Annotated in this window: 13 protein-coding genes; 5 read left to right on the top strand and 8 right to left on the bottom strand. The window is 43.4% G+C overall.

Annotated elements, in window-relative coordinates:
* Both MNR06_RS07500 and tpiA read left to right on the top strand, forming a co-directional pair.
* On the top strand, positions 1-408 hold the full coding sequence (locus tag MNR06_RS07500) for an MAPEG family protein (RefSeq protein ID WP_243540604.1): 408 nt from the start codon (positions 1-3) through the stop codon (positions 406-408).
* Position 409: 1 nt separating this feature from the next.
* The gene (tpiA, locus tag MNR06_RS07495) at positions 410-1,138 is read left to right on the top strand and encodes a triose-phosphate isomerase (RefSeq protein ID WP_243540603.1); all 729 of its coding nucleotides are present in this window, start codon (positions 410-412) and stop codon (positions 1,136-1,138) included.
* 151 nt (positions 1,139-1,289) lie between these two features.
* Here the strand turns inward: tpiA and MNR06_RS07490 are convergent, their stop codons facing one another.
* On the bottom strand, positions 1,290-1,715 hold the full coding sequence (locus MNR06_RS07490; protein ID WP_243540602.1) for a hypothetical protein: 426 nt from the start codon (positions 1,713-1,715) through the stop codon (positions 1,290-1,292).
* 2 nt (positions 1,716-1,717) lie between these two features.
* Positions 1,718-2,845, bottom strand: a complete 1,128-nt coding sequence (locus MNR06_RS07485; RefSeq protein ID WP_243540601.1) for a hypothetical protein — start codon at positions 2,843-2,845, stop codon at positions 1,718-1,720.
* Between the two features lie 283 nt (positions 2,846-3,128).
* Here MNR06_RS07485 and MNR06_RS07480 point away from each other — a divergent pair, with 283 nt between their 5' ends.
* Positions 3,129-6,896, top strand: a complete 3,768-nt coding sequence (locus tag MNR06_RS07480) for a tail fiber domain-containing protein (protein ID WP_243540600.1) — start codon at positions 3,129-3,131, stop codon at positions 6,894-6,896.
* Positions 6,897-6,958: 62 nt separating this feature from the next.
* Here the strand turns inward: MNR06_RS07480 and asnS are convergent, their stop codons facing one another.
* Complete coding sequence (gene asnS, locus MNR06_RS07475) at positions 6,959-8,350, bottom strand: asparagine--tRNA ligase (RefSeq protein ID WP_243540599.1); 1,392 nt, start codon at positions 8,348-8,350, stop codon at positions 6,959-6,961.
* 279 nt (positions 8,351-8,629) lie between these two features.
* Between asnS and MNR06_RS07470 the strand changes: the two genes are divergently transcribed.
* Together MNR06_RS07470 and ilvA are read left to right on the top strand one after the other, a co-directional pair.
* Positions 8,630-8,878, top strand: a complete 249-nt coding sequence (locus tag MNR06_RS07470; protein WP_243540598.1) for a hypothetical protein — start codon at positions 8,630-8,632, stop codon at positions 8,876-8,878.
* A gap of 7 nt (positions 8,879-8,885) precedes the next feature.
* Positions 8,886-10,097, top strand: a complete 1,212-nt coding sequence (gene ilvA / locus MNR06_RS07465; RefSeq protein ID WP_243540597.1) for a threonine ammonia-lyase — start codon at positions 8,886-8,888, stop codon at positions 10,095-10,097.
* On the opposite strand, the gene MNR06_RS07460 is transcribed toward ilvA, so the two are convergent.
* The 5 genes from MNR06_RS07460 to MNR06_RS07440 form a co-directional block, all read right to left on the bottom strand.
* Positions 10,014-10,901, bottom strand: coding sequence for a substrate-binding periplasmic protein (locus MNR06_RS07460; RefSeq protein WP_243540596.1), 888 nt, complete (start codon positions 10,899-10,901; stop codon positions 10,014-10,016). The two genes, ilvA and MNR06_RS07460, sit on opposite strands and share 84 nt — an antisense overlap.
* Before the next feature lie 174 nt (positions 10,902-11,075).
* A complete protein-coding gene (locus MNR06_RS07455) occupies positions 11,076-11,885 on the bottom strand; it encodes a substrate-binding periplasmic protein (RefSeq protein WP_243540595.1) in 810 nt (269 codons plus the stop codon).
* 75 nt (positions 11,886-11,960) lie between these two features.
* A complete protein-coding gene (gene msrA, locus MNR06_RS07450) occupies positions 11,961-12,461 on the bottom strand; it encodes a peptide-methionine (S)-S-oxide reductase MsrA (RefSeq protein WP_243540594.1) in 501 nt (166 codons plus the stop codon).
* 144 nt (positions 12,462-12,605) lie between these two features.
* Positions 12,606-14,003, bottom strand: coding sequence for a hydantoinase B/oxoprolinase family protein (locus tag MNR06_RS07445; RefSeq protein WP_243540593.1), 1,398 nt, complete (start codon positions 14,001-14,003; stop codon positions 12,606-12,608).
* Entirely contained in the window at positions 14,000-15,352 is a 1,353-nt protein-coding gene (locus MNR06_RS07440) for a hydantoin utilization protein (protein ID WP_243540592.1), read from the bottom strand. The genes MNR06_RS07445 and MNR06_RS07440 overlap by 4 nt, the downstream gene beginning before the upstream one ends.
* Between the last annotated feature and the right edge of the window lie 57 nt (positions 15,353-15,409).

The following is a 15,409-nucleotide window of genomic DNA, read 5'->3' as shown; positions in this document are numbered from 1 at the left end:
ATGAATTTTTTCACTCCCAAGGTTCACATCGGGCTTTTGTATCTAGGAATTCTGGGTTTGATGTTTTTTGCTTTGACGGTGAACGTGATTGTTCACCGTTGGAAGTTCCGCGTTCCTATCGGGGGCGGGCAAAATCAAAAAATGACCCAAATTATTCGCATGCACGGACATTTCGCTGAATATGTGCCGTTATTGTCTTTGATGTTGGTCATCCTTGAAATCAACCGAACTCCTTCAGAATTTTTACATTTCCTTTGGATCAGTTTGGTTTTGTCCAGGGTCTTCCATGCGTGGGGATTGTATTCAAGCCATTTGCCACACCTGGGAAGATTCCTCGGCATGACTTTAACTGCCATTGTCTTACTAGGAAGTTCTACCGGTCTTTTAATCAGCTACACAGGGAACTAACATGAAAAAAATCTTTGCCGCTAACTGGAAACTTTTTAAAAGTCCTAAAGAAACCCGAGAGTTCTTTACTCAATTTAAAGAAGTTGCGGGAAAAGCAAAAGGGGAATTGGTATTTTTCCCTTCTGCGATTTCGTTAGAAGCGGCAAGCACAACGCTGCAAGGTTCTGCTGTTAAGTTTGGTGCGCAGAACTGTTATTCCCACGCGCAAGGCGCTTTTACTGGTGAAAACTCAGCTCAAGTTCTTAAAGACTTGGGTGGAACTTACGTTTTAATCGGTCACAGTGAACGCCGTAAAATCTTTGGCGAAAATGATACTTTGATCGCAGATAAAGTGGCTTACGTTCAATCTTTAGGTTTAACACCTATGTTGTGCATTGGTGAAACTTTGCAAGAGCGTGAAGATCTAAAAACTTACAAAGTTTTAGATGAACAGCTTCATTACGGTTTGGCTAAAGCTGACAAAACAAAACCGCTAGTGATTGCCTACGAACCAGTATGGGCGATAGGAACGGGGAAAGTGGCGACTCCATCACAAGTGGAAGAAACACACGCGGATGTCTACGCCATTCTTACAAAACTAGGTTTTGAAGAAAGCCCGATTCTATATGGTGGCAGTGTAAAACCAGATAATGCAGGTGGACTGATCAAAATCCCTCACGTCGATGGCTTCCTAGTAGGTGGCGCATCACTAGAAGTTAAATCATTTATCGATATCGCTTCTGCTGAATAGGTTCTTCGATTGGGGAAGCGGTGAAAATACCCCATTCGACTGCGTTGGAATGGGTTTGTCCTCGCTCCGACGTAGCGCTACTACGCCTGCGCTGCGGGAAACCCCCTCCGCCTTGCGACTGGGGCATTTTGACTGCTTCTGTTTGGTGTAGTTAGCCGTTGCCTTCGGAATATTCGCGGTCTGAGTTTTTTATGGATTCTTTGATGGCTGCTGCATCTTTCGCGGGCAGTTTTTTTAGGGCGCTTTCGAAATCTTTTTTATTTCTTTTATACAGCGGCACTAGTAATTCGCCTGCAGCTTCAGATGGGTCGCCTTCGAATGAAATTGCGGCTACTCTAAGTAATTCTTGGTAAAGCTCTTGAGTTGGTTTTTCTTTCAACATCAACTGCACGGTCTTATCGATAGTTAAAAGCATCTCTGCTGTTTTTTTGCCGACTTGTTCATCGCTGTTTTTCGTTGATACAGTTACGTCGCTAACAGAATAAGTTTTTAATTTTTTCAAAGCCTCAGATAAGTTTTGAGCGCTCGCGGAAAAACCAAGAAAGAATATTAAGGATAAAGCTAAGAATTTTTTCATGATTACTCCTTAATCATCACGCCGACTAAAACACGATTGTATAGCGGTCTTGAAGTCGGTCTATAGAAATCACTGACGTAGCCACCCTTAGATCCCCAATCAGTTTTAATTTCAGCATGGCCCGCATGTTTTCTGTCGGTTCCATGTCTGTAAACAAGGATAGCACCTTTCGGAGCGTCCTGGGGATTTTTGATAAGTTTCTTATATCTTGGATCTTCCATCATATTGATGAAGCCACGGCGTTTTAAATCACCGACAGCATTAACGGCTTTTGCTCCTGGTAAATAGTCATTTACCAAGTCACCACCTAAGATCGCGCGCTTCACGTAGCGGTAACAAAGTTTTTTAGAGCGCGCTTCTTTGTTGCGCATTCCGTATTTGATGGATTTTTCAACCGATCTGCTAGTTGAATAACGAGCCACCGACGGAAAGTTTTTCCATTTTTCTGAAGGAATATCTGCGACCTGCGGACGAGGCTGTGGTCGGGGAGTGCTATCAACTTCCTTTGCCACTTCGCCGATGTCCTTGCGATTTTGTTCTGTGGTTCCTGGCTGAGTGGTTGAACACTCCGCACAGAAAGACCCTTCCGTTTTAGTTGGATCAGAATTTTTCGCTAAATTAGGATCTTCAGAAACTGGAGCTGGTTCTGGCTTTTGTTCGCGCAGAACTTCATCTTTTGTTGGAAGGTGCGGAGTCACTGTCCCTTCCGCTGGTAGACCTTCGCCATCTTTGATAGCTTTAGAAGTTAAAGCCACTTCAGGGTCTTGAACTTCAGCGCCCTCTTTATCTTTTAAAGTTAACCATGGATCTTTTTGCGAAAAGTAAACCCAAGTTTCGTCGCCGACTTTAGGAAGGTTTTTCGCTTTGCTTTCGCCAACTTTAGTAAGACGTACTTTGATTCCGTACGAACCCGTTTTCGCTAGTTTTCTTGTTTCAACAACAGTTCCTTCAGAACCTTGTGGCACTAAGAATTGCACATTGCGAGCTTTCTTGCGGAAATCCAAAGAGGAGCGACCGTTCAGATCACCTGTAACGACAAGGTCTTGCAGTTCTTCCCAGGCCCCGAAAGCGGAACTAGAAAAAATCAAAACAGCTAAAAAGATGTGTAAGCAACGGCTGAATAAACTCAAAATAGTTACCCCTACAATTTCTTGTCGGAGCATTTAGTTCAATCTATGAGAAAACCAAAAGAATCTAGACGTTTTTCCTGTTCCCTCTCCGGACTTCCGAATCGTCTTTTATGGGGGCACATTACTGTTACATACATTTTTTAAAGAGTTATCCCACAGAAGTTAAATAGAAATGGTTCAGAATGAGAAAAACCTCTCTTAAGAAGAAATTTGGGAATGAAAAAGCATGAAACTTTTTTTCGATTTAATTAAATAATTACCCATATTTTCCGATAAGTTAGGTATGAAAAACATATTTCAAAGCACGTTATTTCTTATTGTGTTTTTAGTAGCTCTTACTAATGCAAACGCTTCTCCTCAATCTCTCACTTATCAAGGTCGCATTATAAAAGCTGATGGAAGCCCACTTGAATATTCGCAAGTGCAATTTGCCTTCAAGATTATGGATCCGACAGGGCAATACGTGATCTATGAAGAACTTTCTGGCTTTGTCGATATGTCAGGTTCAAAAGGTGTGTTTGATGTACCAATCGGTAACGGCACCAAAGTTTTTCCAGACGCCAACATACAAGTATTGGATGCTGCCTACGTTTTAAATTTCAATTTGCTAAGTGCTTTTAATAATTCAACTCCTTACTACTGCAAAGGTTCAAACAATCCGAACTGCTATGTACCGGTTGCGGATCAAGGCCGAGTGCTTAGAGTTCAGTTTTGGGATGGAATAGGTTGGAAACAAATTTCTCCAGACTCTGTCATTCGCTCTGTTCCTTTTGCGGGTTTTGCTAGTTCGGCTGCTAAACTTGGAACATACACCGCAAGTGACTTTCTTTTGAAAGTGGGCTTACCAACATGTGTTGCAGGAACTTTTCTAAGCTGGGATGGATCGATGCTATCTTGTACCGGTGTGAGTGGAGCTAATGGCGGTACAGTGACTTCAGTCACTTCAGCGAATGCATATATCTCGGTAGTGAATACCACAACAGCGCCCGTAGTTACTTTAAACGTAGGGACTGCAGCAAACACAGTGGCAGCAGGTAATGATGCGCGTTTCACTGATGCTCGTGCACCGACTGGTGCAGCGGGTGGTGACTTATCCGGAACATATCCAAATCCTAGTGTTGCAAAAATTCGCGGAGCTACAGTTTCATCAACGGGACCGTCGGGGACGGGTCAAACCTTACGCTATGATGCAACTGCTAGTGAATGGGTTCCGGCTAAACTTGTGACTGCAGATATCACAGGCTTATCGACGTCGCTGTCAAATGTTCCAACCTACAGTCAATTTGCTATCTGCGATGCTGATGAAACTTTGACGTTCGTTTCGCCAGCAGGTGGATTTATTTGTACTGCGATTTCACTTGATGGAAGTGGAATTAAAAATACGGCCGCTTTGACGGTGGCCTCAGTGACCGCTTCGACTTTGAATGGTACTGATGTTTACTCAGACAGCGTTTATATTCGCAGTCCAACAGGATCACCTACAAACACAATTAAAATCACAGGCCCGACAACTGCGATTGGTGCAAGTTATACCCTAAAACTTCCACAAGCTTTGCCTGCAGCGAATGGACAAATTCTTTCTGGTGATACTTCTGGAAATCTTTCATGGGTCAGCAGCACGGGTGTTGCCATCAATTCTTTGACAGGCGATGTGTCAGCTTCAGGAACCGGTTCGGTGGCTGCGACCGTAAATTCTGTTGGTGGCTCTACAGCTGCCAATATCAATGCAGCAACTGTTCTAGCGAATGCTGCGACCAACGCAAATACAGCTTCAGCGATTGTAAAACGTGATGCTTCCGGAAATTTCGTTGCGGGTACTGCTTCATTAAGCAGTACGGTTCTTAGAGATTCGGGTTCAAACACTGTAACCCTGCAAGCGCCAACCACAGTTTCAACAAGCTACGCCGTCAAATTTCCGACAGCACAAGGCTCTGCAAATCAGTTTTTGATCAATGATGGCTCTGGGAATTTATCGTGGACAACATTGTCTTCTATCAATGGTCAGACTACAGCTTTGAATAACGGGCAGATTCGGATTGGTAATGCTTCAAATGTGGCCACGGCAGTAACTCCTGCAGGAGACGTTACGATCTCTAATACGGGCGCTACGTTGGTTGGAAAAATTCAAAATACCGGCGTTGTTGCAACAGCGCCGACTGCCACTAATAATTTCTTCAAATATAACGGAACAAATTGGGCGCCAGGATATATTAACATCACTGATATTCGCTCTACAGCTGCGGGGAATGCGCAATTTTTCCCAACCAACTGTACTGCCGCCCAAACTTTGACGTGGGTGTCGGGCACTGACAGTTATACTTGTACAAATATTGCGGTTTCTAGTTCGGCTGTCAGCTTTGGTACTCCGGCTGCGAATTCGTTTTTTGCTTCACCAAACGGATCTTCGGGCGCACCGACGTTCCGCGCTTTAGCTTCAGCTGATCTTCCAAAAACGGGTGCCGATGGCGCTTTCATCAATGGTGGGAACAGCTTCGGTGTAGCAGCTGTGCTTGGCACGAATGATAATAATACCTTCACACTAAAGACCAACAACACTGCAAGAATGACAGTGGATGGATCTGGATTTTTCGGTTTAGGTACTACATCACCTTCAGTCAGATTCAATGTTCAGGGAGAAACCTATAATGATTCTTCAGCTTTGTTTGAACGTAACGAAGAAAGCACTAATGCGGCAGGCTTACAATTTCTAAAATCCCGTGGCACGACGGCAAGTAAAACAGCTGCTGCGGCAGAAGATTATTTAGGTAATGTTATCTTTAGTGGTTATGCAACGACCACTGATGTGGGAACAGCTGCTATTATTACCTCTGTGCCAGCAGCGACTTGGACAGGAACTTCAGCTCCTGGCGATTTAGTTTTCCGAACTAATTCTGGAACTGGAACTCTCACTTCCACTTCTGAAAAAATGCGTTTATCTTCAGAAGGCTTTTTAGGTCTTAATACTAATGATCCGATCGTGGCACTTGATATCGTGAATAATAACGCTGGCGATCTTTACGATGATATTAACATCCGTACTTTCTCGGCATCTGCAACTCCAGCGGTCTTATTTAAGCGCGCGCGTGGAACTCTAACTGCCCCAACAGCCATTCAGGCAAGCGATAATATCGGTGGTCTTATTCTGAGTGGTCATAACGGATCGGGTCTTGTATCCGGGGCTACGATTCGTGCTTATACCGACCCCACTGCCGCATGGTCGGTGGGAGCAACACCTGCACACATACGTTTTGAAACCAATAACGGAACTACTTTAGCTGAAAGAGTAAGAATTGCTTCGTCGGGATATGTTGGGATTAATGACTCGACACCAAGTTACCACTTAGATGTAGCTGGAACGATTCGCGGTACTACACTCATCAATGGTTCCTTCGATTTTATTTTAGGCAATAATGATCAAACCAGCCGCGGTAACTCGGGTACTTCAAGGGCGTTAGTTAAGAATGCTGGGAATATATTGATAATCAATTATGGTAATGATTTCACCGGTGGAGTGATGACAGGGTCCATGTTAAGACCTGAAACGGATGGGACATTTTCGCTAGGGGATTCAACCCACCGTTGGAGCGCAGTCTATTCTTCTAATGGTACAATTCAAACTTCTGACGGTCGCTTAAAAACAGAGATCAAAGAAATTCCACAAGGCTTAAACTTCATCACAAGTCTTGAGCCTGTTTCGTATAAATGGAAAAAAGAAAAAGACAATGCGGATGCAAAAACTCACTGGGGTTTCATCGCGCAAGACTTAGAACAAAAGATCAAGCGTACAACAGCATCTGAAAAACCTGCGGCGATAGTAAAAGAATCTGAATACTATGGAGTTAACTATTCTGAGCTGATCGCACCGATCGTGAAGTCCATCAAAGAACTTTACGCACTAGTGATTAAAGGCCAACAAGGCGATGACCATAGATTAAAAGCTTTAGAGTTAGAAAATCAAAAAGTAAAAGCGGAAAATGAAGCACTGAAAGCCCGCTTAGATAATCACGAAAAGCAACTTGAAGAGATCAGAAAAAAACTAAGTTCAAAATAAAAAAAGCCGGGGAGAACCCGGCTTTTTTGTTGCGGCGCAACCGTAAAAAGAAGCAGGCACTTCTAGAACAAAGCGTTCTTTGGTGTTCTTGGGAACGGAATAACGTCACGGATATTTGTCATACCAGTTACGTACATCAACATACGCTCAAAGCCCAAACCGAAGCCCGCGTGCGGGAAGCTTCCATAACGGCGCAGATCCAAATAGAAAGAATATTCTTCTGGATGCAAGCCCACTTCCTTCATGCGTTTTTCAAGAAGCTCTAGGTTGTCTTCACGTTGAGATCCACCAATGATTTCACCGATGCCTGGGGCTAACAAGTCCATCGCACGAACGGTTTTACCATCTTCGTTTAACTTCATGTAGAAAGCTTTAATGTCTTTTGGATAGTCAGTTACGAACACAGGTTTTTTAAAGTGTTCTTCAGCTAGGTATCTTTCGTGCTCTGACTGCAAGTCGATACCCCACTGAACTGGGTATTCGAATTTCTTACCGCATTTTTGCAAGATATCGACAGCCTCAGTGTAAGTCACACGACCGAATTCGCTGTTTAGAACGTTGTTTAATTTATCAAACAGACCTTTTTCAACGAACTGGCTAAAGAATTCCATTTCCTCTGGGCATTGTTCCATCACATAGCGGATGATGTACTTGATCATCGCTTCGCCTAACTCCATATCAGCAGAAAGATCCGCAAATGCGATCTCTGGCTCGATCATCCAGAACTCAGCAGCATGACGTGAAGTATTTGAATTTTCCGCACGGAATGTAGGACCGAAAGTATAGATGTTACGGAAAGCCGCGCAGAATGTTTCACCATTCAGCTGGCCACTTACGGTTAAGTTTGTTTCTTTACCAAAGAAGTCTTGGGAAGCATCAATAGTGCCATCTTCTTTGCGTGGTGGTTTATCCAACTTCAAAGTTGTCACACGGAACATTTCACCAGCACCCTCAGCATCAGAGCCAGTAATGATTGGCGTGTGCACGTACACGAAACCTTGATCTTGGAAGAATTTGTGAATCGCATAAGAAAGCACAGAGCGCACACGGAAAACTGCAGAGAAAGTATTCGTGCGAGATCTTAAGTGAGCAATTTCACGCAAGAACTCATAGCTGTGTCTTTTGTTTTGCAAAGGATAAGCAGCATCCGCTTTTTGCACGACTTTAACTTCGCTTGCTAACACTTCAAAAGACTGACCGCCACCTTGGGATTTTACAACTTTACCAGTGACAATTATGGAAGATGCGATTGTTAGTTTTGCTACATCTTCAAAGTTTGAAAGATTGGTGTCGAAAACTACCTGCACGCCTTTAAAGAAAGTACCGTCATTGAGCTCAATAAAACCGAAGTTTTTTTGGTCGCGGATCTTACGAACCCAACCCGACATGTGAACAACTTTATCGATATACTTATCAGTCTCTCTAAATAGCGTCTTAACCTGCGTAGTTTCCATTAAGTGAATCCCTTTCAGCAAGTCACTAAACTACCTTATACCGCGATGGATGAAAAGGGCCCATCTGACTGCGTTGGAATCCTCTTGTCCTCTCTCCGACGTAGCGCTGCTACGCCTGCGCTGCGGGAAGAGTCTTCCGCCTTGCATATGGACCCTTTTGATCCATCGCTCTCTTCCGAAAAGACGCGCGGAGTCAATGTGGATATGTGACTCGCTTTGAGACTGGGCCTTGCTACGTCCCTTTCGAAATCTTAAAATATTAGAAAGAGGGAGGCCCTAATGGCCACATCTACACACTATCGTGTTTGTCATAGATGTCACACGGTGAATAGCGCTGAATCTCAGCTTGTGACCACCTGTGAATGTTGCGGAAAGCATCTTGCACCCTTTTATTTTTTCGACGAAAGTAAGGCCTTGGGTCTGCAAACCACAGATCTTTACTCTAGCGTGAAAGCGGCGACGGAGTCGAAACTTCCATTGAAAGAGTATCCCCCGATTGTGGGATTAACGGTGTACTGGGAGTCTTAGTTTAGCCATGAAAGTTACCTTCGCAGATATCGAGAAAGCACGCGAGCTTCTAAAAGACGTCATTAACAATACAGAACTTAGCCATTCTACCAGCGCCAGCAAATTACTTAACTCTGAAGTCTATTTTAAATTTGAAAACACTCAGCGCACTGGAAGTTTTAAATTCCGTGGAGCGTTTAATAAAATCAGCAATCTAACTCCAGAAGAAAAGGCCCGCGGGGTCGTGGCAAGTTCTGCCGGTAACCATGCCCAAGGTGTCGCGCTTTCAGCAAGCCTTGCTGGTGTTAAATCGACAATCGTCATGCCTGAAAATGCTTCTATCAGTAAGGCTTCAGCGACGCGTGCTTACGGTGCAAACGTAGTCCTTAAGGGCGAGATTTACGATGAAGCTTTTGAATACGCTAAAAAATTAGAATCAGAAAACGGTTATACGTTCGTTCATCCCTATCAAGATCCCCACGTGATCGCAGGGCAGGGGACCATCGGTATTGAGATCATGGAAAGACTTCCAAATCTAGATACCATCATTATTCCAATCGGTGGTGGCGGATTGATCAGCGGTATTGCCCTAGCAGCTAAGACGCTGAATCCGAAAGTTCGCATCATTGGCGTGCAAAGTGATCGTTCCCCGGGAATGGCTCACTTATTTAAAAAAGAACCGCTCACCAATGTGAAAAGATCACCTACGATTGCTGACGGTATCGCGATTAAAAATCCATCGCAAATTATGTACGATAGCTTCATCTCTAACTACGTAGATGAAGTCGTGACAGTCAGCGATGACGAGATTGCAGAAGCGATCGTGTTCTTGATGGAAAGAGCAAAAACGGTGGCTGAAGGTTCAGGGGCCGCAGCCATGGCCGCTGCAATGTCCAGAAATTTGAATTTAGGCAAACAGTGCTGCGTGATTATCAGCGGTGGTAATATTGACTTGAATATCGTTTCTAAAATCATCGACCGCGGTCAGATATTACGCGGGCGTCTTTATGAGATGTCAGTGATTGTGGATGATCTTCCGGGAAATTTAAGTCGCCTGACTCAAGCCATTGCCAATGAAAAGGCTAATATCTTAGAAGTCCGCCACGACCGCGTTTCTAAAGGTCTTTCTTTACGTGAAACGCGTATTGATTTTGTTTTAGAGACTTCCAGTATAGAACATGTTGAAAAGATCAAGCGGGCTCTTGAGCAAACCGGTGCTAAGATTATTCACAGCTCCTAGGGACATCTTCGATTTTTCCCAATCTTCCAATCCATATTTATCTAAAATGCGTTGAAGCTCTCCGCTTCGGCGCATTTCTTCAATGCCTCGATCCATCATTTCTGCATATTGATTTGCATTGGGATTGGCTGGTGACAAAGCTAAATACAAGAATGGCTGATCGCTTTTCACCCAGCCCGCGGCCTTCAGGCTATCAACATTCATTTTTCTTTCTTTCACGACACTATGTAAGACGATTGGATTTTCAATAAAGGCGTCCAGGCGACCGCTTTTAATCATTTTCAGCACTTGATCCAAGGGTCTATCGCCAGAAAAAGGAATAAAAGATTTGTGACGGGCAGAGATCATTTTATCAATGCTTGTTCCATAGGAATAGCCATTGATAATTCCAATACGCATGTTCTGCAGGGATTTGCGTCCTTTATAGACCCAGGTAGAATCTTTTCGTGTGAAAAAAGCCGAGCGAGAAACGCCAAGAGCTTTGTTATGAAATACAAAATCTGGGGCATCCGTTTTGGCAGAACCGATAAGTCCTTGGGCTCTATTTACACGGGTGTCCTTGATTGCACGAATCCAGTTCGTCAAAGAAACGTCAGCAGAGATATTGTGTTTATCAAAAATGTGACGAGCGACTTCCACCATGTAGCCAGGGCGGTCCGAATTTGGATCGCAGACATATGGGCACCAATAATCCGATTTAATTGAAAGAGTTTCGCGTACTTCCGCAGTGTTTTGCGCAAATGCGAAGTCATTTAATAGAGCTATAATGGCAACAACAAAGAATATCAGTGATGTTAGCTTCATAAGGTTTCCCCTCTCCTTATTAACTTACTTCATTGAAATACTTTGCTGTTTAGCATGTTGCACGCAAAAATCAGCGTCATTTCGGACATGTAATTTTAGGCAAACAAATTACGATCTTAAGTTATAAAAAAACCGGCGAAAAGATGTAACGGATTTTGTCCACGGTAATAAAATTTAAAGACTTTTGAATTTAATTTTTTCCCAATCTTCAGTTCCGTACTTTTTCAAAATACGTTGAAGCTCTCCTGTACGGCGTAATTCGCTGATGCCTGTTTCAAAAATTTCTAAATAACGAGCAGACTCTGGATTGTCTGGTGAGAATGCTAGATACAGCATTGGATTTGTCGTATCCACCCATCCAGCAAAGCGAAGTTTCGTTGAAGGAAAGCCGAGTTTATCCATCGTATCTTTAAGAACTAATGTTTCTTCTACGACGGCATCAAGTCTGCGTGATTCAACCATTTTTAAAATCTGTTCAATAGGTTTCTCGCCCGAGATCGGAATCAATGATTTATTTTTGTATTCGATAAACATATCAAGGGCTTCACCGTAGCTATACCCGTTGATGATGCCGACTTTTTTATGTTCAAGGGATTTTATGCCCCGAAAAAGCCAGTTGGAATCAGCAAGAGTATAAAAACCCATACGCTGAATCCCTATAGCGTGTCGTGATCGAATGAGCTTTTGTGAACTCTTTGCAGTTGCAGCAACAAGAACGGCAATTCGGTTTTCTTTTACTTCAGCCATCGCCCTGGCCCAGCTTGTAACTAAGAACTCTGGCTGAATGTCTTTTTTAGAATAGATAAGGCGCAAAACTTCAATCACATATCCAGGACGTTCTGAAGTTGGATCGCAAACATACGGACACCAATAGTTCGTCGTTAACAGAAGCTTCTCTGGTACATGCGCTTTAATTTCCTTCGCACTAACAAAAGAACAGAAAACAAAAATAATTAAAAAAATAATTCGTCCGGCGACGTTCATATTGCCCCCGAATACTGGTTCTATTTCGATATTGCACGAAAAAGAATCAGTGCTTCTGCTATTGTAATCTAGAACCTAGAACTGCAGTTTTCTTTCAAAGTGGCAGGTATAGCCGCCTGGATTTTTCACCAAATAATCTTGGTGATAATCTTCGGCATTCCAAAATTCACCGGCTTTGACGATCTGAGTAGTGGCGGGTTTTCCCCAGGCTCCAGATTTATCAACTTTCTCTTTAATCTTTTCTGCGGCTTCTTTTTGTTTGTCTGAAGTGTAAAAGATAGCGCTGCGGTATTGGGTTCCAATATCGTTGCCTTGGCGATTGCTTGTTGTTGGATCATGGATCTTAAAGAAGAACAAAAGCAAGTCTTCAAATTTTAACTTATTGGGATCAAATACAACTTTCACCGTCTCTGCATGGTTCGTCGTGCCTGTCTTCACTTGAATGTAAGTGGCGTTAGCAGTGTCTCCACCCATGTAGCCAACTTGAGTTTCAAGTACGCCGGGTTCCTTACGGATAAGGTCTTCCATACCCCAAAAACAACCACCGGCTAAGTAAGCGACTTCCGAAGATTCCATGCGTGACCCTTTCACTGCTTTCTTTGCAAAAGCTGTTGAAGCTATAAGACAAATCAAAAGAGGCAGTATCTTAAAGAGATATTTCATATCTCAAAGCATACACCCATTCAAAGTATCTGCAAGCGGTCTGAAACTAAAGTGAATTTACTCTTTTCCGAAACCGCCGCCAGAGCCAGAACACACCGTGATAATATCACCACGAGTAAAGCGCTGTTGACCAAGGACCGGTAAGGTTTTTTGTTGGCCCTGCTGTTCTAAGGAAATAGCGCATGGGTCCCCATGGCTACAATTTTTCGGCAGACGGGGACGGTGCAAAGTCAAATCCGTAAGCCATGTGCCTTGCACGTCCTCAGTGACTTCAAACTTCATGATCACACCGCGACCGCCACTGAACTTGCCTTTACCGCCCACAGAGTTGCGCTGATCAATGCGTTGAACTTTCACTGGGAATTGCGATTCTAATTTTTCAATTGAAAAGCTATTAGCATGGGCGGAAACACCGTCACAGTTGCCATCAGCTCCTTGGCCACCGGATAAAGTGAACAGAGCATGATTGTCGTTATGGTGAAGGTCAAAATAGATTGGACAATGACTGGTTACTGACTTTTCTTTTTTCTGATGAATTTGCGCTAAGGCTAATTCCAAAGCCGTCTGCAAAGCCGCCACACCACAAGTCATGCCTTTGTGAGTTGGTGCAGGGTATTTCCCTACCAACCAGCAGCCTGCGGGTTTTGTAATCTGCAAAATAGAAAACGATCCAGAATTAGAAATATTATTAAAGCCATAAAAAGAACTGATCACATAAAAGCAAACACCATAGGTCGCTGATTCAGTCAGTGACACTGTTTTTGCGCCACTAGTACCACCGAAATCTAGGGCAATCCGGCCGTCGTGAATATCCATGTTCACACGTAAAAGCTCACCGCTATCTAAAACCACATCAATGCGTGCTTCACCTGATGATAACTCGCTGATTTTTTGGACTGCAGTTTGCTTAGAAAGCTCGATGTATTCTTCGATAAGCTCGGAAGTCACAGTGAAGCCTGTTAGCTCTAAGGCCTCATGCAATTTTTTGGTTTGCAAAGTTAGATCACGGACCTGTTCTTTCAACCATTCAACAAAACGAGGGGGGCAAGCGGGATGGGAAGCCATGGCCTGCAAGATCATTTCGTTAAGTTGGTTTTTTTGCAGAATCGGCGTTGGCGGAATTCTTAAGCCTTCTTCTTCAACGGACTTTGCAAGTTTTAGTGAGCTTTCAATACTGCGACGAGTGACCCATAAAAGATCCTCTGACACTGCGACAACAAAAGTCATTTCTGAAAGCAAGCTGCCGCCGCTATAAGGATCATTTAAAAGAACGATATCGCCTTCAAGTAATTTTAAATATTTGCTAGCAGTTGCTGCCGCTGTCGTTAATGTGCCGAAAGTAACAGGCTTTTCACCACGAACCGCTAACACTTCACCTTCTAACGTGACTAATGCAGATTCACCCTTAAGGAAGTCGTTCAGTAATGCATGGAACAGTTCTACTTGATAATTCATAAAGAAGCCTCGAGGGTTTTCATTCCGAAGACTGCTGTGGCAGTGGATTCAGCAAAGTCTTTAACATCAACAGTGGTCTGAGCATCTTTCTTAAAGACGTTGGCAAACACATTGGCTAAGGGACCTGTCACTAAAAGTTTTTTGGATTTTCTTTTTAAGTAAGCTTCCATCGCTAAACGATGCATAGACAAACTTTGCAGTTCTTTTGTGATCGTCGTTACTTCGTTATCACGGATTTTACTGATTTTAGATAATGCAAAAAGGCTGTTTTTGAAACGCGTGATTCCTTGCGGAGCCAAACGATCTTCAAGGCCCGCGGTCTTTGCAAGCTTGGCATTTTCAGCCCATAAATCTAAAAGGCAAGATTTCTGACCACGGCCTAAAAACATCGGGCCGGGCTCCCAACCTTCTTGAGTCGTGTTGAAATCAAAACGGTTGAAGCTATTTAAGCTGATACCTAAAGTCGGCTGGATGCCCAACTCATCAAATTGGACGTGCTTTAAAGCGACATCCCCCCAGGCGCTGTTCCACGAATCTTTCCATTGTTGGCCTGAGATCAGCCAGAAATTTTCTAATCCCAAGTAAAGAACATCGGTATTCTTATCAGCACCAAAAACCATACCCATGGCTGTAGATGCCGCAAAAAGACTTTCAAGCGCTTCGTTCTTTGAATTGATAAGTTTGCCTGAAGAACTTAGGAAATAAATTTTATCTGCAGGAATGCCTTCGCAAGCTTCAAGCACTTCTTTTTTGCGCTCTTCAAAAAGGCTGCTCATTGTGGCGTTCAGTGCATTTTTATTCCAGCGCTCTGTTTCGGCGCCATCAGCATTATCAGGAACAAAAACTTCCAGACCCTTTTCAGTAAAGAAGTGTTGGGCTTGAATCAAATGCGATGGATTTTTATTTGAATGCAAGAAGTGCAAACAGATTTTTTTGCAATCAACCAGGCTTAGTTTTGCGCTGATCGCTTCAAGGTCTTCAATTTTTAAAGGCGTCTCAATTGTACCGCTAGCTAGCACACGTTCGGTGATGGAAAAAATAAGATCTTTGTTAGTCAAAGCCGCGTGTTTGCTGCCGCAGACATCCAACCAGTTTTCAAACCCCTCAGTGGTCAGATGCGCAACGGCTCCGCCGAAACGGTAATCTAAAAGTTTTTTTGGCAAACGCAAACTAACGAAGACGTGTTCAGGTTTTTCTTTTTGCTCAGCAATAAACTGCGACAGTGATTGTTTTAAGTTTTCTCTAGAAAGATAAACTCTTTTTTGAACTAAAGCCTCTTCACCTGACAACAGTGAGTACTCAGCGAAGGATTCTCCGACACTCACGCCTAACACGAAACGGTTTTGCATTTTTAAACGCTCTCTATATTGAATTTGCTTTAGAATGTTGTTAAAGCTAGGGGGTCA

This window comes from Bdellovibrio reynosensis (genome assembly GCF_022814725.1).
Classification (GTDB): domain Bacteria; phylum Bdellovibrionota; class Bdellovibrionia; order Bdellovibrionales; family Bdellovibrionaceae; genus Bdellovibrio; species Bdellovibrio reynosensis.
Note: the sequence above shows the minus strand (reverse complement) of the source record. Positions and strands in the feature narration are given on the sequence as shown.